Below are 21,421 nucleotides of genomic sequence, written 5' to 3'. Positions count from 1 at the left end.
TGTCAGCAGCCAAGGCGTTCGGCCAGATCCTCGAAGGAGGAGGCGACGGTCTCCCAATCCTGCTCGGCGCGCAGGTCGGTGGTCTGGGCCGGTCCGTGCTCGGTCGGCCGGAGCACGAAGGCGGTCTTCAGCCCCGCCTTGCGCGCCGCCGCCAGGTCGCCGTTGTGGGCCGCGACCAGCGCGACCTCGCCGGGTGCGAGGGCGAGGATCTCCGCCGTGCGCAGATAGGCCTCGGGCTGCGGCTTGTAGGCCTGCGCCGCCTCCGCCCCGAGCACGGCGTCCCACGGAAGGCCCGCGCGCTTGGCCATGTTCGCCAGCAGCAGGATGTTGCCGTTCGACAGCGGCGCGAGGAAATGCCTCGCCCGCAGCCGGATCAGCCCGGGGATGGTGTCGGGCCAGGGATCCAGCCGGTGCCAGGCGCGGTTGAGCCATTCCAGCTCCTCCGGCGCGCTGCCGTCCGGGTCGATGCCGTGGTCGCGCAGGACGTGGTTTAGGTTCTCCCGGTGCAGCACGTCGAGCCGCGTGAAGGGGCGGCGGCCGGAGCGCACTTCCTCCATCGCCGGCTGGTAGCGCTTGCGCCAGGCATCGGCGAAGGCGTGCGGATCGATGTCGGCGCGGCCATGGCGGAGGAGGAAGGTCCTCGCATCCCGCGCCACGCCGTTGCGCCAGTCGACGACGGTGCCGAAGACGTCGAAGACCAGCGCCTTCACGCCAGGGAGCGCGCTCATTCCGCGGCGCTCCTCGCCCAGCGGCTTTCGAAGTCCCAGACCTCGGGGAAGCCCATCAGCTCCGTCATGCGCCTGAAGCCGTAGGATTCGCCGATCGCCAGGCTGTCGCCGGTCGCCTTGAGGTGCGCATAGGCCTTCTCCAGCGCCGCGGCGGCGGCGAGGAAGCCGATCGCCGGGTAGATCGCCATGGCGTAGCCGATCTCCTGCAGCTTCGCCGCCGGCAGGATCGGCGTGCGCCCGCCCTCCACCATGTTGGCGAGCAGCGGCTTCGGGATCGCCTTGCCGATGGCGCGCATCTCATCCTCGCTTTCGGGGCTTTCGATGAAGACGATGTCGGCGCCGGCCTCGCCGAACATCAGGCCGCGGCGGATCGCTTCCTCGAGGCCGAGCGTGGTGCGCGCATCGGTGCGCGCGACGATGAGGAAGTCGGGGCTGGTCCGCGCCTCGGCGGCGACCTTGATCTTCAGCACCATCTCCTCGGCGGGGATGACGCGGCGGCCGGGCGTGTGGCCGCACTTCTTCGGCATCTCCTGGTCCTCGAGCTGGATGCCGGAGATGCCCGCGGCCTCGTAGCCCATGACGGTGTGGCGCACGTTGAGCAGCCCGCCATAGCCGGTATCGGCATCGGCGATCAGCGGCGTGCGGCAGCCGCGCGCCATCTGCCCCATGCGCGCGACCATGTCGGAATAGGTGGCGATGCCGGCATCCGCCACGCCGAGCGCCGAGGCCACCGTGCCGAAGCCGGTGCCGTAGATGCAGTCGAACCCCATGCCGTCGGCGATCTTGGCCGAGATCATGTCGAACACGCCGGGCGCGACGATGAACCGCTTCTGCGCGAAGGCCTGGCGGAGGGCGGGATTGGCCATGGCGGTGATCCTACTGCTGCGGACGGATATGGCCAGCCTGCGCGGCGGCGGCCCAGATGCGGTCGTCGCGCTGCATCGCCTCGAGCAGCGCGGGGGCGGGGCGGAAGTCGCGCTCGACGCCGAGGGCACGGAGCCTGTCCTGGAAGGCGGCATCCCCGAAGACGCGTTGCACCGCGCCGTCGATCTGCGCGACGAGCGCCGCATCCATCCGGGGCGGGCCGAGCAGCGCGACCCAGCCGGACAGGTCGAATTCCGCCACACCCTGTTCCGCTGCCGTCGGCACCTCCGGGAAGAAGGCGGAGCGCGACCCGGTGGAGACCGCGAGGATCCGCACGCGCCCGGTCTGCATGTGCGGCGCCGCGCTGACCGTGCTGGTCCAGCCGGTCGGCAGGTGGCCGGCGACGATGTCGTTCATCAACTGCCCGCCCGAACGATAGGCGACATCCGGCATGTCCACGCCCGCGCGGCGCGCGAGCTCCTGCCCGATGAAGGAGGAGAGCGCCTCGGTGCTGCCGGTCCCGACGCGGCCCGGGTTGCGCTTCGCGTGCTCGATCATGGCGCGCAGGCTGTCGAAGGGCTGGCTGGCGCCGGCGACGAGGACCATCGTGTTCCGCGTCAGCATCGCGATCGGCGAGAAGTCTCGGATCGGGTCGAAGGGCATGGACGGCAGGTGGTAGCGGTTCATCACATGCGTGCTGACGACCATGAGCAGCGTGTGCCCGTCCGGTTCTGCCCGAGCGACGACCTCCGAGCCCACGACGCCGGCCGCGCCGGCGCGGTTCTCGACGACGATCGGCTGGGGCAGGGAAGGGCGCAGCGCCTCGCCGACCGCGCGCGCGAGGATGTCGGTCCCCCCGCTCGCGGCATAGGGCACGATCACCCGCACCGGTCGGCTGGGCCAGCCACCCTGGGCGGCGAGCGGCGCGGGCGCGGCGAGGGCGGCGGCCCCGAGCAGGAATGGACGGCGATGCAGGGTCATGGCGTTTTCTCCCGGGGCGGACATTCCCTCGCCGCGCGCCCCCTGTAAACGTCCCGCGTTCCGGGCCAGGATCGGCGATCGCGCGAAGGAGGAACCGACATGCCCGCCAGCGACATCGCCGCCATCGAGGCCGTGCTGCAGACCTATTTCGACGGCCTCTACGAAGGGGATACCGGGAAGCTGGCCAGCGCCTTCCACCCCTGCTCGCATCTCTACTGGGACAAGGACGGGGTGGTGCAGGACCTGCCGCGCGAGCAGTGGTTCGAGATGGTGCGCGGCCGCGGCAGCGCGAAGGCGAAGGGCCTGGCGCGCGACGACCGGATCCTGATGCTCGACCAGTCGGGGCCGGAGACGGCGCTGGCGAAGGTCGCCTGCCAGATCCCGCCGCGCTACTTCACCGACTACCTGGTCTTCCTGAAGACGGGCGAGGGCTGGAAGATCGTCAGCAAGGTCTATCGCGCCGACGTCAGGGCGTAGCCCGGTCGGAGCTCGCCGTGTTCACCCGGCCGAGGTCGCGCAGCATGGTGGCGGTGTCGTAGAACTCGCGGAATTCCACGAGCATGCCGTCGGCCAGGTGCAGGATATCGACCTTGGCATAGGTGGTCTCGCTGCCGTCGGCATGGAAGCGCACCCGAAGCGTGCCGAGCACGGTGGCCCATTCGCCATCGGCGATGACGCGCTCGATCTCCCAGCCGGTGACCGCGCAGACCCGGCCCACGGCGGCGAAGTAGTCGGCGACGCCCTGCTTGCCGAGCCAGCGCCCCGACCACGGGGCGTCGTGGTTGCCGAGGGAATGCCAGGCGATGCCTTCGGCCATGCAGCCCATCACGGCCGCCATGTCCCCGCGCACATAGTCCGCGTAGAGGGCATGCACCCGCGCGCGGGTCGCCTCGGTCAGGTCCCGGGACGCCATCGCTTCCTCCGTCGGCTTTCGGAACGGAGCCTCGCGCGCGACGGCGGCCCGGATCAAGCCTTCAATCGACGCGGGCGCCGGAAGCGCGCACGATCGGCACCCAGCGGTCGATCTCCGCCGCGATGAAGGCGCGGGTCGCTTCGGGCGTCATGTTCTCGGGGATGGTGTTGCCCAGCGCGATGATGCGTTCCCGCACCTCCGGCGTCTTCAGGGTCTCGGCGATGTGCTCATAGAGGAACTGCCGGATCGGCAGGGGTGTGCCGAGCGTCGCCGACCACGGCGTCCAGGTTGTCGCCTGCCAGCCCGGAAGCCCGGCCTCCGCGGCGGTCGGGACGTCCGGCGTCATCGGATTGCGTTGCGGCGTGCCGATGACGATCCCGCGCACGCGGCCCTCGCGGACATGCTCTGCGACGAAGGAGATGGTGTCGGACTGGAACATGGTGCGCCCCGCGAGCAGGTCCTGGAAGGCGGCGGCCGATCCGCGATAGGGCACGTGCGTCGCCGGGATGCCGGCGAGGTGCAGCAGCAGCGCCGAGGCGATGTGCCCCGTCGATCCGTTGCCCGAGGAGCCGTAGGCGACCTGGCCGTTGCCCGCGGCCACCGCGGCACGGAATTCCGCCAGCGTGCGCACGTTCATCGACGGATGCGTCACCAGCACGATCGGCGAATGGCTCGAGATGGTGATGTGGTCCACGCCGGTCAGCGGATGCACCCGCAGCCGGTCGCCATAGAGGCCGACATTGAGCGTGTGCGACCCCAGCGCGCCGACCAGCAGCGTGTAGCCGTCCGGTTGGGTCTGCGCGACCGTCTCGAAGGCCACGGTGCCGCCGCCCGAGGGGCGGTTCTCCACCACGAACTGCTGGCCGAGGCGCGTCGACAGCGCCTGGGAGATGATGCGCGCATTCATGTCGGCATTGCCGCCGGCGGCGAAGGCGACGATCACCCGCACCGGCCGGTTGGGATAGTCGGTGCCCGGCGCGCGCGGCTGGGCCAGCGCCGGCAGCGCGGCCAGCGCCATGGCGGCGCCGAGAAGCGTCCTGCGGATCATGTTCGTCTCCCCCCTTGGTCTCTTATGCGATGTTTCTTATGCGATCGAGTGTTCGAGCACGCCGACCCGCTCCACCTCCATGCGCAGCCGGTCGCCTGGCTTCAGGTAGCGTGGCGGGTCGCGGAAATGGCCGACCCCGGCCGGCGTGCCGGTGGCGATGACGTCGCCCGGCTCCAGCGTCATGTAGCGGGAGAGGAAGGCGATCAGCGTGGCGACCGGGAAGATCAGGTCCCGCGTATTGCCGTGCTGCACTTCCTCGTCGTTCAGCCAGCAGCGCAGGTCGAGCGCCCAGGGCTCGCCCACCTCGTCCGCCGTCGCAAGACAGGGGCCGATCGGGCAGAACCCGTCCATGCCCTTGGCGAAGGAGGTCATGGCCAGCGGCACGTCGAACTGGAATTCGCGCGCGCTGATGTCGTCGAGCACGGTGTAGCCGGCGACATGGTCCAGCGCGACGCCCTCGCTGACGTTGCGGGCGCGGCGGCCGATGACGACGGCGAGCTCCACCTCCCAGTCCGGCTTCTTCACATCGGGCGGGATGCGCACGGCCGCCCCCGGCCCGACCACCGAGGAGGTGGGCTTCATGAAGATGCGCGGCAGTTCGAGCTTCGGCCCGCCGGTCTCCTTCGCATGGTCGCCGTAGTTGCGCCCGACGCCGAGGATCTTGCCCGGCTTCAGCGGCGCCAGCAGCCGCACCTCGCCGACCGGGCGGCGCAGCGCCGCGTTCTCCGCCCGCGCGGCGAAGGCGAGGGCACGGCCGGCGGCGACCATCGCCGCCTCGTCGGCGATCAGCGCGACCATGTCGTCCGGGATCGCGGCGGCGGAGGTATCGGCCTCGCCCGCCGCCTGCATCGCCGCGGCCAGCGCCGGGCGCAGCGCCACGACCTCGCCGCCGATCATCCCGCCCAGCGTCGCGCCGGCCGGGCCTTCGAAGGTGACGAGCCTCATGCCGCGAGCGCCGCGTAGTCGAGGTTCGCCATCACCTGCACGCGCAGGATGAAGCGGTGCTCGTCCGGGCCATAATCGGCGACGGCGTTGTGCGTGGTGCCGATGTTGTCCCACATCAGCACGTCGCCCTCGGCCCATTCATGGGTGTAGAGGTATTTCTCCTGCGCCTGGTGGCGGAACAGGTAGTCGAGCAGCGCGTCGCTCTCCGCGCGCTCCATGCCTTCGACATGCATGGCGTAGCCGGAATTGCAGTAGAGCACCGGCCGCCCGGTGATCGGGTGGATGCGCACGATCGGCTGCGAGACCGGCGGCTTCTTCGCCCTCTGCTCCGGCGTCAGCGGGCCGCGGATGCTGCCGGGGCGGATGCGCATCATGTCCCAGAACTTGGCGAAGTCGTGGATCGCGGTGCGACCGGCGATGCGGTCCTTCACCTCCGCCGGCAGGTCGTCATAGGCGGCGTGCACGTTGCGGAACTGCGTGCAGCCGAGCACGCGGCCGTCGCGCCGCGGCACGCGCCTGGCGTGCAGCACGTTGGCGAGCGCGATCTCCTTCGAATAGGACATGTCCGTGTGCCAGCCCTGGCCGGCATCCGACAGGCCGAGCGGCTTGCCGGTCTCGTCCTTCATGTTGGACAGGTGCATCACTTCCGGATGCCCCTCGGCGTGGAACAGGTTGGCGACGTTCACCTCCAGCTCGCCGAAGCGGCTGCCGAAGGCGGACAGCGCCGCCGCGTCGAGGTCCTGCTGCGGGAAGCACAGCACGCCGTACTGGCCGAGCGCGCGCAGCACGGTCTTGAAATCTTCCGGCGACAGCGGCCGCGCGAGGTCGATGCCCTCCACGCGCGCGCCCAGCCCGGCATTGTTCGGGGTGATCCGCATCGGGACGTTCCTCAACTCGATTGGGAGCGAGGGTGCGATGCCAGGCCGCGCCCGTCAACGCGCGCCGAGGCTTCCGCATCGCACGCCGCTGCGCCAGCATGGCCGTCATGGAAAACGCATCGAACGGCTCGCGCATCGTCGTGGTCGGCGGCGGCATCGTCGGCCTCTGCGTCGCCTGGCACCTGGCGCGGCGCGGTCTGCGGCCCTTGGTGCTGGACGCGCGCAGGCCCCACGCCGCCTCCGCCGGCAATGCCGGGGCGATCAGCCATGGTTCCGTCGCGCCGCTCGCCATGCCCGGTGTGCTGCGCCAGGTGCCGCAGATGCTGACCGATCCGGCCGGCGCGCTGCATATCCCGGCGGGCTACTGGCTGCGCGCCATGCCCTGGCTGCTGCGCTTCGTCGCCTCGGCGCGGCGGGACAGGGTGGAGGCGGCGGCGACGGCGCTCGCCTCCCTGCTGTTCGGCGCGCCGGAGCGACACCGGGAGATCCTCGCCGCCGAGGGCGCGCTCGACCTGATCCGGCAGGAGGGTCAGATGTACCTCTACCGGGACGATGCGCAGATGGCGAAGGACGCCGCCTCGCTGGAGCTGCGCCGCCGCCACGGCCTGCGGATGGAGGTGCTGGACCGCGCCGCGCTGGCGGCGCTGGAGCCCGAGGTCTCGCCCGCCTACACCCGCGCGGTGTTCCTGCCCGACCATGGGTCCTGCGTGAACCCCGCGCGCATGGTGCAGGTCGTCGCCGCCGGCATCCGCCGCATGGGTGGCGAGATCCGCGAGGCCGAGGTCCGCGCCCTGCGCATCGAAGGCCGCCGCGTCACCGGCGTGGTGACGGATGCAGGCGAGGTCGCCGCGGACCGCGTGGTGCTCGCCGCCGGCGCCTGGTCAGCGCGGCTGCTGGCGCCGCTCGGCATCAAGGTGCCGCTCGAAACGCAGCGCGGCTACCACGTCATGCTGCCGGATGCCGGGGTGAAGCTTGGCCGCATCGTGGCGCCCGCCGACCGCAAGGTGTTCATCACGCCGATGGAGGAAGGGCTGCGCGTCGCCGGCTCGGTCGAGTTCGCCGGCCTCGACGCACCGCCCAATGAGGCGCGGGCGCGGCTGCTGCTCGGCGACCTGCGCGCCGTCTTCCCGAATGTCCGGACGGAAGGCGGCACGACCTGGATGGGCCATCGCCCCTGCCTGCCGGACAGCGTGCCGGTGATCGGCCCGCTGAAGGCGTGGGACGGCCTCTGGTGCGCCTTCGGCCATGGCCATCTCGGCCTGACCGGCTCGGCGCCGACGGGCGCGGTGGTTGCCGCCGCGCTCGCCGGCGAGAAGCCGAACTTCGACTTCTCGCCCTTCTCGGCCGAACGCTTCGGCTGACCCCGGATCACGCGTGGGAGGGCTGCCCGGCCAGCAGGACGGCGATGGCAGCCGGCGCGGCGAAGTTCGCGAGCAGGATCGGCAGTTCCTGCATCGCCGTGTAGCCCGCGCGGATCACGCCGACCCAGAGGTTGACCGCCGCGACCAGGAACCGGACCGGGATGAAGGCCTTGGCCGCCGTCGCAGAACCCGCGAGGTCATGCCCCCAGAGCCGCCCGAAGATGAGGAAGACGGCGAGCAGCAGCAGGCCCCCCCAGCATGACCATCAGCATGTGCATCGGTGCGCCTCGCTCGCTCTGCCCGGCGGCGGCACAGGGCGTTGCGCGGCCGAGGCTACGCGGCAAGATGCAGGATCGCCTCGAGGTCCGCCGCCCCGCGCACCGGCCGGGGATTGGTCGCGATCGGCGCGTCCCCCGTCCAGCGCGCGGCGAGGCCCGGGATCTCGTCGGGCGTGATCCCCTGTTCCGACAGCCGCGTCGGCAGGCCGAGGCCGCGCACGAAGGCCTCGATCGCCGGGCCCGCTTCCTCGCCGCCGAAGATGTGCGCCACGTCCTTCTGCCGGTGTTCGTTGACCGGCGCGTTCCAGCGCATCACGGCATGCAGCATGAGGCAGGAGGTGATGCCATGCGGCACGCCGCGCGCCGCGCCGAGGATGTAGCCGAGCCCGTGGCTCGCCCCCACCGGCACGCCGGCCCAGCCGCCCATCACCGACAGCCAGGCCGCCTGCTGGCAGGCGCCGCGCGCCGCGAGGTCCTCGGGGTGGCGGCGCACGCGCGGCAGATTCTCCGCCAGCATCACCATGGCCTGGCGGGAGACGGCGTCGGAGAAGGGCAGGGGTTCGGTCGAGCACCAGCGCTCCGTCGCATGGTCGAGCGCTCGGATGCCCGAGGAGAGCAGCAGCTCCGCCGGCGTCTCCAGCGTGGCAGCGGGGTCGAGGATGACCGCGCGCGGCACCATCCAGGGATCGAGCGCCCGGTACTTGCGCCCCGCGGCGAGGTCCGTGTAGCCCGCATGCGGCGCGAATTCCGCAGCGGAGAGCGTCGTCGGCACCGCGACGATGCGGGGCGCGGGCGCCGTGCCGTCCCAGGAACCCGGCGCCGCCCCGCGCGAGGCGGCGGCGGCGACCAGCGACCCGGCATCGCCGATGCCGCGCCACATGGCGAGGCAGGCCACCTTCGACCCGTCGATCACCGACCCGCCGCCGAGGGCGACGACGAGATCCGCCTCCTGCTCCCGCAACAGCGCGGCGAGGGCGAGCACGTCCTCGACCGGGCTGTGCGCGCGCATGGCGGAGAACACCCCCGCCAGCCGGTCCCCGATCGCCGCCTTGGCGGCCTCGGCCAGCGCGCCGCCGGCGAGCGAGCGCGTCGTCACCAGCACCACGCGGGCAGCGTCGCCGATCTCGCGCGGCAGGGCCTCGGCCACCGCCGCGCCGTGATGCACCCGGCCCTGGGCCGGCCATTGGTGAAGGCTCGCGCCCATCATCCCCTCCTCGCCTGTCGGGCGGAGGATGCGGCGTCGGGCGCGGCCGGACAACCTACTGCGCGGCGGCGAGCGCGGCCGGGCGCGGCGGGGTCAGGTGCCTCACCTTGGGCAGCACCTCGGTCTGCAGCAGGCCGAGCGAGGTCTTCCACGCCTCCGGGTTCTCCACGTAGTCGAAGCCGAAGACGAGGAGCTGACCGAAGCCGCCGACCTCGTGGTAGATGCGCTCGATCTTCTCGGCGACCGTCTTCGGGCTGCCGACGATCCAGTTGCGTCGCGCGCAGTATTCCACCGTGACATCGGAATCCGGCACCGACGGGTCGTGCTTCAGGTAGTCCTTGAAGCCGAACTGGGCGAGGAGCTGGAGGAAGTATTCCCCCATCATCCGCCCCATCATGCTGCCGACCGACAGCCGCCAGGCTTCCTCGTCGGTCTCGGCGACGAAGACCTCGCGCACCAGGCGCCAGTCGCCACGCCAGGGCGTGCGGCCGGATTTCCTCGCGCCGGTCTCGACGCTGTCCCAGTGGCTCGCGACATAGGCCGGGTTCAGGTTCAGCGACATCGGCAGGAAGCCGCGCTCGCCGGCGAGCTTCAGCGTGTCGGAGTTCTTCGACAGGCCGGCGACGCCGATCGGCGGATGCGGCGCCTGCAAGGGTTTGATGTGCGGCTTGAGGAAGCCGAACATCGTATCCGGCTTGTCCACCTTCCAGTACTTGCCCTCGTAGTGCCAGGGCCCCTCCTCGGTCCACATGCGCAGGATGATGTCGAGTGCTTCGCGCGTCATGTCGCGGTTGGCCCCCGACATGCCGTCGACGTTGAACATCGCCCAGTCCGACGGCAGGCCGGAGGCCGCCACGCCGAAATTCAGCCGCCCCTCGGAGAGGTGGTCGAGCATCGCGACGCGGTTCGCGAGCTCCGCCGGATGGTGGTACGGCAGCAGGAAGCCGCCCGGGCCGATGCGCAGCCGCCTGGTCTGCATCAGCGCCTGGGCGATCAGCAGGTCGGGGGAGGGGTGCGGCTCCCACGGCGCGGTGTGGTGCTCGCCGATCCAGGCCTCGGAGTAGCCCATCTCGTCGAGCCAGCGCAGGACCTGCAGGTCCCAGTCGTGGCCGGCCTTGAGTCCGCGTTCGGGCGGGTGGGACGGCATGGTGAAATAGCCGAATTCCATCGGTCGCTTCCTCCTCCAACTCTTATCGTTGGAGGAAGGATCGACCCGCCCGTTGCGTCGCGCAACCCAAAAGCAAGTGTGCCGCGCGGAACTCGCCCCTATCCGCGCTTCGCCTTGTCGGCCTCGTTGCGGGCCTTGATGCGGGCGCGCGCGGCCTCCCATTCGGCGTCGCCCCAGGCGAGGTAGTCCTGGAAGCCGCCGCCGCCCGAGAGCCACCCGCCGCCGTCGAGGGCGATGGTCTCCCCGTTGATCCAGATCGGCGTCAGCAGGAAGGCGGCGAGGTCGCCGATGTCCTGCGGCGTGCCGATGCGCTTCATCGGGTTCTTCTCCGCCAGCCGCGCGGCGGGATCGTCCTCGCCGGGGCGCAGCCGCGCGAACATGCCCTCGGTCGGGATGGTGCCGGGGGCGATGGCGTTGAGCCGGATGCCGTGGCGGCCCCATTCCACCGCCAGCGACTTCGTCATCGCGTCGATCCCCGCCTTCGACATGGCGGAGGGCACGACGAAGGGCGCGCCGGTGCGCACCCAGGTGACGATGATCGACACCACCGCGCCCCCGGTGCCGTCCTTGATCCAGCGCTTCCCCAGCGCCTGCGTCACCTGGAAGGTGCCGTGGAAGACGATGTCGGCGATGGCGTGGAAGGCGCGGGGGGAAAGGTCCTCCGTCCGGCTGATGAAGTTGCCGGCGGCGTTGTTGATGAGGCGCGTTGCCGGCCGGCCTTCCGCCCACATGGCGGCGACGGCGTCCTCCACCGCCTCCGGGTCCTTGATGTCCACGGCGCGGCCGCTCGCCATGCCGGGATGCGCGGCGTTCATCTCCGCGGCGGCGGCGTTCACCACCTCGCCGCGCCGTCCCCAGATCTCCACCGCGGCGCCGAGCGAGAGCAGCCGCTCCGCCATCATGCGCCCGAGCCCGGTGCCGCCGCCCGTCACCAGCACGCGCTGGCCGGCGAAGAGGTCGTTCCTGAACATGGGCCTACTCCGCCGCCAGGAAGCGCGAGAAGTCGGGCTTGCGCTTCTCCTGGAAGGCGGCGACGGCCTCGGCCGCCTCCGGTCCGCGCAGCAACTCGCTGAATTTGGCGAACTCCTCGGTCATGTGGGCGGTCAGGGTCTCGGCGCCGGTGCCGCGCAGCAGGCGCTTGGTCGCCGCCATGGCGACGGGCGGCTTGGCCGCGAGCTTGCGCGCCACGCCTTCGGCCGTCGCCAGCAGTTCTCCGGTCGGCAGCACCGCATTCACGATGCCCGCGCGCAGGGCAGTGGCGGGCGCGAAGGCCTCGCCCAGCATCAGCAGCTCATTGGCCAGCAACTGCCCGCCGCGCTGCGGGACGAGCAGGGAGGACCCGCCTTCCGGGCACAGGCCGAGATCGACGAAGGGCATGCGGAAGACGGCGTTCTCCGCCGCATAGACCAGGTCGCAGTGCAGCAGCAGCGTGGTGCCGATGCCGATGGCATAGCCGGCCACCGCCGCCACCACCGGCTTGGGGCAGTCGCGCAGCGCGAAGAGGAAGTCCCGCGCCGGGGTCGGGCCGGAATCGTCCGGCGTGGCGCTGCGCGTCCTGAAGTCGTTCACGTCGTTGCCGGAGGTGAAGCACTCGGCCCCGCCGGTGATCAGCACGGCGCGGACCGAAGGCGCCGCCGCCGCCTCGCGCATCGCGTCGCGCATGCCGGCGTACATCGCACGGGTCAGCGCGTTCTTCTTGTCCGGCCGGTTCAGCAGGATGGTCCGCAGGCCGGCATCGTCCGTGACCTCGATCTCGCTCATCGTTTCCTCCAGGGGCGTTCAGGTCATGATCGGCGGAACCGCCTCGGCAATCCAGCGGGCAATCGCGGCCGCCCGTTCGTCCTGGTGCGGCTGGGCGGTGATGGCGATGCCGAGCGGCATGCCCTCCACCGCCATGCGCGGCACCGTCACCACCGGGCAGCCGAGACCGGAGGAGGCCGTGTTCATGATCGGGTTGCCGGTGGTGTGCAGGATGCGGTTGGTCGATCCGCCGGTGTCGCCCGGCAGCGGCGCCGGGCCGCAGGCGGGCAGGCCGATGAAGGCGTCCACCTCGCCCGCCAGGGCGGCCTGGGCGCGGCGCATCTCCTCGCGCTGCAGCAGGCGCATGCGGTACTGGGGCAAGGTCACCGAGCAGCCGAGTTCGAAGCGCGCCTTCAGGCTGTCGGACAGCGCAGCGGGGTTCTTCGCCATCATGTTGGCGACCGACCAGGCGCTTTCATAGGCGCAGACGTCGGTTGCCAGCGCCATGGCGCCCAGCACGCGCTGTTCCAGCGCCTCCAGCAGCGGATGGTCGGTGCGGCGGAGGATGGCGACGCCCTGCGCGCGCAGCGCATCCAGCGCCTTCTCGAAGGCCGCGACGGCCTTGGGTTCGGCGAGCGGCCAGCCCTCCGTCTCCAGCACCGCGAGCCGGCGCGGCTTCAGGGCCGGCGGCGGTGCCTCGCCGGTGAAGTACAGCCCCGGCGCGCCCGGATCGCCGCCGACGCGCTTGGCGATCTCCACCGCGACGCTCCACATGTCCTCGGCGCAACCGGCATGCACGCCGACGGTGGACTGGCTGAAGCCCTGGCGCTCGCCGCGGTTCAGCGCGCCCTGGGTCGGCTTCAGCGCCCAGTTCGCGTTGAAGGAGGCCGGGCGGATGACGCTGCCCAGCACCTGCGTGCCGATCGCCGCCGGCAGCATCCGCGCGCTGATCACCGCGCCGGAACCGGAGGAGGAGCCGCCGGGCGTGCGCCGCAGGTCGAAGGGATGCCGCGTCGGGCCCGGATGCGACATGCCGAGCTCGGTCGTCACCGTCTTGCCGACGATGACGGCACCCGCCTGGCGCAGCGCCTGGACCAGGGCGGAATCGCGGCCCGGCCGGTTCCCCTTGTAGAAGGCGCTGCCCATCTCGGTCGGCATGTCGCGCGTCTCGAGCAGGTCCTTGATGCCGACCGGCATGCCGTCGATCGGCGAGAGCGGTGCGCCCGACTTGTATCGCGCCGCGCTGGCATCCGCTGCCTCGCGCGCGCCCTCCTCGTTCAGGCTGGCGAAGGCCATCACCTGCGGCTCCCGCGCCGAGATGGTGGCGAGGCAGCGTTCCAGATAGGCGCGCGGCGTGTCCGACCCGTCGAGGAAGCGCGGCACCGCATCGTGGAAGGTCAATGGGCGGAAGGTCTCGGGCGAATAGGATTGCGGTGCGGGCAGGTCCATCTTGCGTCTCCTCGGCTGCCGCCATGCTCGCCCGCGTGCCGGGCGCGGGCAAGGCTGACAGCCGCGCCCGCTTCCGCGACAATGGCGCGGGCAGGCACGGGGAGAACGCCATGGCGCGACGCGTGATGATGGTGACGGGCGGTTCGCGGGGCATCGGCGCTGCGACGGCGCGGCTCGCGGCGCGACGCGGCTACGACCTGCTGCTGACCTACCGCAGCGAGATCGCGCGCGCCGAGGCGACGGCGCGGGGCTGCGAGGCCGATGGCGCGCGCGTCGTGCTGGTGCAGGGCGATGCGGGGGTGGAGAGCGACATCCTCGCCGCCTTCAACCGTGCCGACGAGGCCTTCGGGCGCATCGACGTGCTGGTCAACAATGCCGGCATCACCGGCCCGCGACGGCTTCTCGCGGACACCACGCTGGAGGACTGGGTCTCCGTCTTCACGCCCAACGTCATCGGCCTCGCGCTGCATTGCCGGGAAGCGGTGCGGCGGATGTCCACCAGGCGCGGCGGGAAGGGCGGCGCGATCGTCAACGTCTCCTCCCGCGCGGCGGAGATCGGGTCGGGCGGCGAATGGATCCACTACGCCGCCAGCAAGGGGGCGGTGGACACGCTCACCGTCGGCCTGGCGCGCGAGGTCGCCGCCGAGGGCATCCGCGTCAACGCCGTCGATCCCGGCCTGATCGAGACCGAGATCCACGCCGCCGCCGGCATGCCGGACCGGGTGGCGCGGCTTTCCGCCGGCGTGCCGATGGGCCGCGGCGGCACCGCGGAGGAAGTGGCGGAATGCATCCTCTTCCTCGCCTCGGATGCCGCCTCCTATGTCGCCGGGGCGCGGCTGCCGGTGGGCGGCGGGCGCTGATCAGGCAGGCGTCAGCACCGGCTTCCGCGCCGCGCAGAATTCCTCCACCGCGGCGAGGAAGCGGTCGCAGTCGGCGTCGGTGACGGGCAGGCTCAGCGCCACCATGCCGCGCCGCGCCAGGTAGATGCCGGCGGCGAGCATGTCGAAGAAGAACAGCTCGCGCATCTGCTCCTCCTCGGCGCCCGCCTTGTAGGGAGCGGTCACCGGGCCCTTGCGGAAATGCGGGTTCATCATCGAGCCGACGCCGGTGAAATGCAGCGCCACGCCATGCTTCGCCGCGGCGGCGTTGCACGCCTCGCGCAGCGTCTCGCCGCGCGCGAACAGCGCCTCGGCGGCGGCCTCGTCGAAGATCTCGCCCATCGCGACGCAGCCGGCGGCCATCGACAGCACGTTGTTGTTGAAGGTGCCGGCATGCGGCATGGCGCCGGGCTTGTGGCCGTCGAACACCGCCATCACGTCGCGCCGCCCGCCGAAGGCGCCGAAGGACATGCCGCCCGCCATGTACTTGCCGAAGGTCGTCATGTCGGGCGTGATGCCAAGGCGCTGCTGCAGGCCGCCGAAGCCGTGGCGGCTGGTCATCACCTCGTCGAAGATCAGCAGAGCGCCGGTCTCCTGCGTCGCCTCGCGCAGCGCCTGCAGGAAGTCCCGCGTCGCCGGGATGCAGCCGCCCGAGCCCTGCATGGGCTCCACGATCACCGCCGCCAGCCTGTCGCCGGCCTCGCGGATCGCGGCCGCCGCGCCGGCGGCATCGTTGTAGTCGGCGAAACGCATCGGGATGGGCAGGTTCACCGGCGAGACCGGCACGCCGACCGGGAAGGTGAAGACGCCGCCATGGTAGCCGCCGCGGAAGGCGAGCACCTCCGTCCGCCCGGTGAAGCCGCGCGCGCCGGCGAGCGCCATGATGTTCGCCTCGGTGCCCGAATTGGTGAAGCGCACCTGGTCCACCGAGGGGAACCGCCCGCAGATCAGCGCCGCCAGCCGGCCCTCGTTCTCGCCGACGGCCGCGAGGTTGATGCCGCGGTCCATCGCGGATTTCACCGCATCGAGGATGCGCGTCTCCGAATGGCCGAACAGCCCGGCGGTGTATTCCCCGCAGAGGTCGAGGTACTCGCGCCCATCCGCGTCCCACAGCCGGCAGCCTTCGCCGCGCACCATGGCGGTGGGGAAGGGGGTGTAGAACAGCACCGTGCGGGTGTTCCCGCCGGGCATCACCTCGCGCGCCCTGGCATGGATCGCGGCGCTGCCCGGCCGTGCGTCGGTGTAGGCGTCCCGCGCCTCGATCAGGGCGGTCTCGAGGTCGCTGTTGCGCGGGTCGCGCGGGGCGTCGAGCGGGCTCATCGGGTGGGCTCCTGATCCTGGGCCGCGAAGGCTCGCGCGCTCCTTCGGGCGCGTCAACGGCGCGGGGCTTCACGCCGGGGCGCGAGCCGGACCATGATGCGCGGATGCAGTCACGCAGCGCGGAGGCGATCGTGGTGGGCGGTGGCCTCGTCGGCGCCGCCATCGCCTGCGGGCTTCGCGACCGGGGGCTCGACACCCTGCTGCTGGACGAGGGCGACGTCGCCTTCCGCGCCTCCCGCGGCAATTTCGGCCTGGTCTGGGTGCAGTCGAAGGGCCTCGGCGCGCCGTGGTACCAGCTCTGGACGCGCGGTTCCGCCAGGGAATGGCCGGGTCTTGCGGCCGATCTCGCTGCGCGTACCGGGCTCGATCCCGCCCTGCAGCAGCCCGGAGGCGTTCATCTCTGCCTGGGCGAGGCGGAGTTCGAGGACCGTGCGGCGCGGATGGCGCGGATGAAGGAGGAAGCCGGCAACCACGGCTTCGACTACCGCATGATCCGCGCGGACGAGCTCGGCGGGATGCTGCCCGGCCTTGGCCCGGCCGTCGTCGGCGCCTCCTGGTCGCCCTATGACGGCCATGCGAGCCCCCTCCTGCTGCTGCGGGCGCTGCACCGCGCCTTCACGGATGCCGGGGGTGCCTACATCCCGAATGCGACGGTCACCGGCGGCACTGCCGCGCCGAACGACTTCCGGGTGGAGACCCCGGCCGGCGCCTTCGCCGCCCCGCGCATCGTGCTCGCCGCCGGCCTCGGCAACGCGGCGCTCGCGCCGCGCTTCGGCCTCAGCGCCCCGGTCCGCCCGCAGCGCGGCCAGATCCTGGTGACCGAACGTGCCCGCAGCATCCTGCCCATGCCGACGACCACCATCCGCCAGACGGCCGAAGGAACGATCATGCTCGGCGACAGCATGGAGGAGGTCGGCTTCGACCTCCGCCAGTCCCCGCCGGTGATGGCGGAGATCGCGAAGCGCGCCGTGCTCTCCTTCCCCTGGATCGCCGAACTCGACATCGTCCGCGCCTGGTCCGCGCTGCGGGTGATGGCGCCGGACGGGCTGCCGATCTACGACCAGTCGGAACGCTTCCCCGGCGCCTTCACCGCCAACTGCCATTCCGGCGTCACGCTCGCCGGCGCGCACGCCCGGCTGCTTGCGCCGATGATCGCCCGGGGGGCGCTCGACCCCGTCCTCGCCCCCTTCTCAGCCAGGCGCTTCGAGGGCTCGCGCGCGGCCTGACGCCCGTTCGACAACGCGCCATTCGGGCATTCCGATCTCCGGCGCCGGCCCGCACCGCCCCGGGGAGGGGAGGGAATTCCCGACCGGCTGTGCGGAATTGCTGCAACAGCACGAGAAATAACGCTCCGCCGCCGCATCGTATTCTTGGCTTTTTCAGAGGTGGCCCTTACGAAATCGTCATGCGCGCTGTTCTCGTCCTGTCTCTCCTCGCCTCCACCGCACTTCTCCCGCCGCCGGCCCTGTCCCAGGGGGTGGCTCCGGCCGCCTATCCGGCCGCGTCGGAGGTTGCCTCCCCGGCCGCGATGGCCCGCCTCGCGGATCGCCTGTCCCGGCTCGCGGAGGACGGGCTCGACCCGCGGCACTACCACGTCCCGCCGGCGGAGCTGGCCGCCGCCGATCCGGCCCGGTACAATGCCGAAACGATGCGCGCGGCTCGGGCGGCACTGACGGACCTGCTGCTCGGCCGCGTCGCCTCGCTGCGCGGGCGGGTGGACCTGCGGCGCGATCCTTCCTCGGTGAATGTTTCGGCCTGGATGGCGGAACTCGGCACGGCACGGGAGCCGGCGGAGGTCATCGAGCGTGCCTCCAACCTGCCGCCGGACGCGCCGGCGCTGAAGGCGGAGCTCGCGCGCTACCGGGCCCTCGTCGCCGCCGGCGGCTGGCCGCGCATCACCGGCGACACGCGTCGCACGCTGGAGCCCGGCAGCACGGATGCGGCCCGCGTGCCGCAGCTGCGCGCGCGCCTGGCCTTCATCGATGCCGCCCTGGTCGAGGGCGCCGCGGCGACCAACCCGGTCTATGACGAGCGACTGCTCGCCGCCGTGCGCCAGTTCCAGGCGCAGGAAGGCCTGGAGACGGATGGGCGCGTCGGCGCCATCACCTGGGCGACGCTGAACATTCCGGCCGAGGCGAAGGTCAACCAGCTTCGCGTCGCGCTCGACATGCGCCGCGGCCAGCCGCCACGCTCCACCGAGCGTCGCATCGAGGTCAACATTCCGCACTATCGCCTGCAATTGCTGGAAGGCGACCGGGTGGTGCGCGACATGGCCGTCATCGTCGGCCGGCGCGACCGGCAGACGCCGATGCTCAACGTCCGCATGACCTCAGTGCAGTTCAACCCGCAATGGGGCGTGCCCGAGCGCAATGCGCGCGAGGACCTGCTGCCGCGCTTCCGCCGCGACCCGGCGGCGATGCAGGCGCGCGGCTACCGCATGTACCAGCGCATCGACGGCGAGGTGGTGGAGATCGACCCGACCACGATCGATTTCAGCGGCTACAGCCGCACCAACTTCCCCTACTACATCCGGCAGGACGCGGGTGACACCAACGCCCTCGGCCGCATCAAGTTCGTCATGCCGAACGGCGACGACATCTACATGCACGACACCCCGGACCGGCATCTGTTCAGCCGGGGCCAGCGGGCCTTCTCCTCCGGCTGCATCCGACTCGAGAGGCCGATGGAGTTGCTTTCCGAGGCGCTATCCGGCACAGGGTCCTGGGACAGGGCGCAGGTGGACCGCGTCCTGGCCAGCCGTGCCACCCGCAGCGCACCCCTCGCGCGCTCCATCCCGGTACGGCTGCACTACACGACCGTCATCGTGGAAGGGGGCCGCGTCGTCATGCGCCAGGATATCTACGAACTCGATGCCGAATACGCCCGCGCCCTGGATCGCGCGCAGAACCAGCGTCTCGCCTCGGTGGACGGGGGGGCTGCCCGCAACACCGGGACACGCTGACCCATGGCGCGCGTGTTCCATCGTCTGGACTGCCCGTGCTGCGATCCGGTGGTGGCGCGGCGGCGTGAAGTGATCCGTGCCGGCCTCGGCGGGCTGCTCGCCCTGGCCGTGGCGCCGGCAACGGCCGCCGCGCAGGCGGCGGCCGGCGGTGCGCGCGTCGTCCGCATCCGCAGGGTCCAGACGGGCGAATCCTTCGAAGGCGTCTATTGGCGCGAGGGGCGGTACGACCGTGAGGCGCTGCGCCGCCTCGATCTCCTCTTCCGTGACCCGTCCATGGACGAAACAACGCCCATGGACCCGAGGCTCTTCGATGTGCTGCACACCGTCGCGCGGCATCTCGACTCGGATGACCACTACGAGGTGATCAGCGGCTACCGCGCGCCCGAGACCAATGCGGCGCGGGCGCGCCAGTCGCGGCGTGTTTCGCGCGTGTCGCTGCACATGTCGGGCATGGCGGCCGATGTGCGCCTGCCCGGGCGGCAGGCGATGGGGATAGCGCGGGTGGCGGCGGACATGCAGATCGGGGGCGTCGGGCTCTATCGGCGCGACGGGTTCGTGCACCTGGATTGCGGACCGGCGAGGCGCTGGTGACACGGGCGAGGGGGGCTTTGCCTCCTTCATGCTCGCCCCGCCAAGGCCTCGGGGCCTTTGGAAACCGATTGCTTGAGTGACCGCGGGTCCAGGGGACCGCGTCCCCTGGTGGGGGAGCGCGAGGGGGCAACGCCCCCCTCACCATCACCGCGCCGCCAGGATCCCCGCGCAGGCGGCCGGCAATTGCGGCGCCGGCCCGGGCGCCCGCGGCGCCGGCCGCCGAGCCTCCGGCGTCAGCCACCAGTCGAGGCTGGCATCGCAGCCGTCCCCGGGCGGCGGCGGTGCGATGCCCCGGCACTCCGCCTGTCCCGCCGGGCAGGGCAGCCGGATGTGCATGTGCGAATCGTGCCCGCGCCAGGGGCGCACCCGCCTCAGCCAGGCTTCCCCCCGATGCCGCCGGCAGAGTTCCCGCTTGATGGCGTGGTTCACCAGCAGCCGGTCGAGCCCGCGCTGTTCCGCCGCCAGCCGGATCAGCGCGGCGTGCCGATCCGTGAAGCGCGCCGGATCGACCCCCGATTCGTCCGGCAATACCAGGGAGGCGACGGGCGGGTTCTCCCGCTGCACCGCCGGCACGCTCGGCTTCGGGCTCAGGTCCAGCCAGATATCGGCGTCGATGCCGGCCTGATGGCTGGCGTGGCCATAGGTCATCGGTCCGCCGCGCGGCTGGGAAAGGTCGCCGATCCACAGATCGGGGAAGCCCCGCGCCCGCGCCGCCGCGGCGAAATCCTGCACCCAGCTCACCATGGCCGGATGCCCCCAGTGGCGGTTGCGTGAAACCCGGACAGCCTGCCAGCCCGGCCCTTCGTCCGGCAGTCGCACGGCGCCGGCGATGCAGCCGAGGCCGGTGCTGCCGACAATCCGCGCCGGTCCCGGCGCCGGCGCGCTGACGGCGCCCCAGAGGTCCGCGCGCGTGATGCCCTGCGCCATCACGATCCGCGGGAGCAGCAGCGCCAGCAGCGCGAGAAGAGATGCCTTGCCCATGCCCGATTGCTAAAGCAGATCGGCGGCGCCTGGAACTGCCGCCGTCCGCCAAGGAGGATCTGCTTGCCCCGATATCTCGTGACCGGCGGCGCCGGTTTCGTCGGCAGCCATCTGGTGCTTGCCCTGCTCGACCGCGGTGCCGAGGTGGTGGTGCTCGACAACCTCTCCCAGGGCCACCGCGCCGCGGTGCCGTCCGGCGCCACGCTGGTGGAAGCGGACCTCGCCGACGCGACGCGCGTCGCGGAGGTCTTCGCCGCCTGGCGCTTCGATGCGGTGCTGCATTTCGCGGCGCTCTCGCTCGTCGGCGCCAGCATGAAGGATCCGCTGCACTACATCGCCGAGAATGTCGGCCATTCGCTGCGCCTCGCCGAGGCCGCCATCAAGGCCGGCTGCCTGCGCTTCGTGCTCTCCTCCACCGCCGCGCTGTTCGGCGAGCCGGAGCGCGTGCCGATCGACGAGGAGTGCCGCATCGCGCCCTCCAACCCCTATGGCGACAGCAAGCGGATGGTGGAGGAAGGCCTTGCCTGGGCGGAGCGCATCCACGGGCTGCGCTACGCCGCGCTGCGCTACTTCAATGCCGCGGGCTCCGATCCCGCCGGCCGTGCCGGCGAGGACCACGATCCCGAGACGCACCTGGTGCCGCTCGCGATCGATGCCGCGCTCGGCCGCCGCCCGGCGCTCACGGTGTTCGGTGACGACTACCCGACGCCCGACGGCACCTGCATCCGCGACTACGTGCATGTGACGGATCTCGCGGAGGCACATCTCGCGGCGCTGGTGCGGCTCGAGACGCATGGCTCCTGCCGCTACAACATCGGCAGCGGGACCGGTGCCTCGGTGAAGGAGGTGATTGCCGCGGTGGAGCGCGTCGGCGGCCGCCAGGTGCCGCATTCCATCGGACCCCGGCGCGCCGGCGACCCGGCGGTCCTGGTGGCGGCGAGCGACCGCCTGCGCGCCGAGACCGGCTGGGCGCCGAGGCTCGGTGCGCTGGACGACATCGTGCGTACCGCCTGGGCCTGGCGGGAGAAGCACCCGCGGGGCTATGGCGACCGCTGAACGGTCCTGAAAGGACACTCCCGTTCCCGGATCGCCCGACAAGTTTTTCCCTGCACGCTTTGTTCCGGCCCGCACG

The 21,421-nt window shown here is 71.8% G+C and carries 21 protein-coding genes; 7 read left to right on the top strand and 14 right to left on the bottom strand.

Annotation, left to right across the window (positions count from 1 at the left end):
* Positions 1-2: 2 nt before the first annotated feature.
* Genes GXW74_RS02055 through GXW74_RS02045 form a run of 3 tightly spaced genes read right to left on the bottom strand, consistent with a single transcriptional unit; the run spans position 3 to position 2,573 of the window.
* Entirely contained in the window at positions 3-728 is a 726-nt protein-coding gene (locus tag GXW74_RS02055; protein WP_211844596.1) for a haloacid dehalogenase type II, read from the bottom strand.
* Positions 725-1,594: an isocitrate lyase/PEP mutase family protein gene (locus GXW74_RS02050; RefSeq protein ID WP_211844595.1), complete on the bottom strand. Its 870-nt coding sequence runs from the start codon at positions 1,592-1,594 to the stop codon at positions 725-727. Before GXW74_RS02050 ends, GXW74_RS02055 begins: the two co-directional genes overlap by 4 nt.
* 10 nt (positions 1,595-1,604) lie before the next feature.
* Positions 1,605-2,573, bottom strand: coding sequence for a Bug family tripartite tricarboxylate transporter substrate binding protein (locus tag GXW74_RS02045; RefSeq protein WP_211844594.1), 969 nt, complete (start codon positions 2,571-2,573; stop codon positions 1,605-1,607).
* A 99-nt stretch (positions 2,574-2,672) separates the two neighbouring features.
* Here GXW74_RS02045 and GXW74_RS02040 point away from each other — a divergent pair, with 99 nt between their 5' ends.
* Complete coding sequence (locus tag GXW74_RS02040; protein ID WP_211844593.1) at positions 2,673-3,050, top strand: nuclear transport factor 2 family protein; 378 nt, start codon at positions 2,673-2,675, stop codon at positions 3,048-3,050.
* Here the strand turns inward: GXW74_RS02040 and GXW74_RS02035 are convergent.
* The 4 genes from GXW74_RS02035 to GXW74_RS02020 form a co-directional block, all read right to left on the bottom strand.
* Positions 3,040-3,486, bottom strand: coding sequence for a nuclear transport factor 2 family protein (locus tag GXW74_RS02035; RefSeq protein WP_211844592.1), 447 nt, complete (start codon positions 3,484-3,486; stop codon positions 3,040-3,042). The two genes, GXW74_RS02040 and GXW74_RS02035, sit on opposite strands and share 11 nt — an antisense overlap.
* A 61-nt stretch (positions 3,487-3,547) precedes the next feature.
* Entirely contained in the window at positions 3,548-4,534 is a 987-nt protein-coding gene (locus tag GXW74_RS02030; RefSeq protein ID WP_211844591.1) for a Bug family tripartite tricarboxylate transporter substrate binding protein, read from the bottom strand.
* Positions 4,535-4,570: 36 nt separating this feature from the next.
* On the bottom strand, positions 4,571-5,479 hold the full coding sequence (locus GXW74_RS02025; RefSeq protein WP_211844590.1) for a fumarylacetoacetate hydrolase family protein: 909 nt from the start codon (positions 5,477-5,479) through the stop codon (positions 4,571-4,573).
* Positions 5,476-6,357 (bottom strand): TauD/TfdA dioxygenase family protein, encoded by an 882-nt coding sequence (locus tag GXW74_RS02020; protein WP_211844589.1) that lies wholly within the window; start codon positions 6,355-6,357, stop codon positions 5,476-5,478. Before GXW74_RS02020 ends, GXW74_RS02025 begins: the two co-directional genes overlap by 4 nt.
* A 107-nt stretch (positions 6,358-6,464) precedes the next feature.
* Between GXW74_RS02020 and GXW74_RS02015 the strand changes: the two genes are divergently transcribed.
* On the top strand, positions 6,465-7,718 hold the full coding sequence (locus GXW74_RS02015) for an NAD(P)/FAD-dependent oxidoreductase (RefSeq protein WP_211844588.1): 1,254 nt from the start codon (positions 6,465-6,467) through the stop codon (positions 7,716-7,718).
* A 333-nt stretch (positions 7,719-8,051) separates the two neighbouring features.
* Here the strand turns inward: GXW74_RS02015 and GXW74_RS02010 are convergent, their stop codons facing one another.
* The 5 genes from GXW74_RS02010 to GXW74_RS01990 form a co-directional block, all read right to left on the bottom strand.
* A complete protein-coding gene (locus tag GXW74_RS02010; protein ID WP_211844587.1) occupies positions 8,052-9,200 on the bottom strand; it encodes an iron-containing alcohol dehydrogenase in 1,149 nt (382 codons plus the stop codon).
* Between the two features lie 55 nt (positions 9,201-9,255).
* Positions 9,256-10,368, bottom strand: a complete 1,113-nt coding sequence (locus GXW74_RS02005; protein ID WP_211844586.1) for an LLM class flavin-dependent oxidoreductase — start codon at positions 10,366-10,368, stop codon at positions 9,256-9,258.
* 98 nt (positions 10,369-10,466) lie between these two features.
* A complete protein-coding gene (locus GXW74_RS02000) occupies positions 10,467-11,339 on the bottom strand; it encodes an SDR family oxidoreductase (RefSeq protein ID WP_211844585.1) in 873 nt (290 codons plus the stop codon).
* Positions 11,340-11,343: 4 nt separating this feature from the next.
* Positions 11,344-12,129: an enoyl-CoA hydratase gene (locus GXW74_RS01995; protein WP_211844584.1), complete on the bottom strand. Its 786-nt coding sequence runs from the start codon at positions 12,127-12,129 to the stop codon at positions 11,344-11,346.
* 18 nt (positions 12,130-12,147) lie between these two features.
* Complete coding sequence (locus GXW74_RS01990) at positions 12,148-13,557, bottom strand: amidase (protein ID WP_211844583.1); 1,410 nt, start codon at positions 13,555-13,557, stop codon at positions 12,148-12,150.
* Positions 13,558-13,580: 23 nt separating this feature from the next.
* Between GXW74_RS01990 and GXW74_RS01985 the strand changes: the two genes are divergently transcribed.
* A complete protein-coding gene (locus GXW74_RS01985; protein ID WP_246522716.1) occupies positions 13,581-14,417 on the top strand; it encodes an SDR family oxidoreductase in 837 nt (278 codons plus the stop codon).
* Here GXW74_RS01985 and GXW74_RS01980 read toward each other — a convergent pair whose 3' ends face one another.
* A complete protein-coding gene (locus GXW74_RS01980; protein WP_211844582.1) occupies positions 14,418-15,755 on the bottom strand; it encodes an aspartate aminotransferase family protein in 1,338 nt (445 codons plus the stop codon).
* A gap of 104 nt (positions 15,756-15,859) precedes the next feature.
* On the opposite strand from GXW74_RS01980, the gene GXW74_RS01975 reads away from it, so the two are divergent.
* From GXW74_RS01975 to GXW74_RS01965, 3 genes are all read left to right on the top strand, one after another.
* Positions 15,860-16,981, top strand: coding sequence for an NAD(P)/FAD-dependent oxidoreductase (locus tag GXW74_RS01975; protein WP_211844581.1), 1,122 nt, complete (start codon positions 15,860-15,862; stop codon positions 16,979-16,981).
* Between the two features lie 179 nt (positions 16,982-17,160).
* A complete protein-coding gene (locus GXW74_RS01970) occupies positions 17,161-18,717 on the top strand; it encodes a L,D-transpeptidase family protein (protein ID WP_211844580.1) in 1,557 nt (518 codons plus the stop codon).
* A 3-nt stretch (positions 18,718-18,720) separates the two neighbouring features.
* Positions 18,721-19,308, top strand: coding sequence for a DUF882 domain-containing protein (locus GXW74_RS01965; protein WP_211844579.1), 588 nt, complete (start codon positions 18,721-18,723; stop codon positions 19,306-19,308).
* Between the two features lie 144 nt (positions 19,309-19,452).
* Here the strand turns inward: GXW74_RS01965 and mepA are convergent, their stop codons facing one another.
* Positions 19,453-20,289: a penicillin-insensitive murein endopeptidase gene (gene mepA, locus GXW74_RS01960; protein WP_211844578.1), complete on the bottom strand. Its 837-nt coding sequence runs from the start codon at positions 20,287-20,289 to the stop codon at positions 19,453-19,455.
* Positions 20,290-20,352: 63 nt separating this feature from the next.
* On the opposite strand from mepA, the gene galE reads away from it, so the two are divergent.
* Positions 20,353-21,345 (top strand): UDP-glucose 4-epimerase GalE, encoded by a 993-nt coding sequence (gene galE, locus GXW74_RS01955; protein WP_211844577.1) that lies wholly within the window; start codon positions 20,353-20,355, stop codon positions 21,343-21,345.
* The last annotated feature ends 76 nt before the right edge of the window (positions 21,346-21,421 follow it).

The organism is Neoroseomonas eburnea (genome assembly GCF_018129005.1).
GTDB classification, from domain to species: Bacteria; Pseudomonadota; Alphaproteobacteria; order Acetobacterales; family Acetobacteraceae; genus Neoroseomonas; species Neoroseomonas eburnea.
The sequence above is the reverse complement of the archived record's forward strand: the minus strand, read 5'-3'. Positions and strand labels throughout refer to the sequence as shown.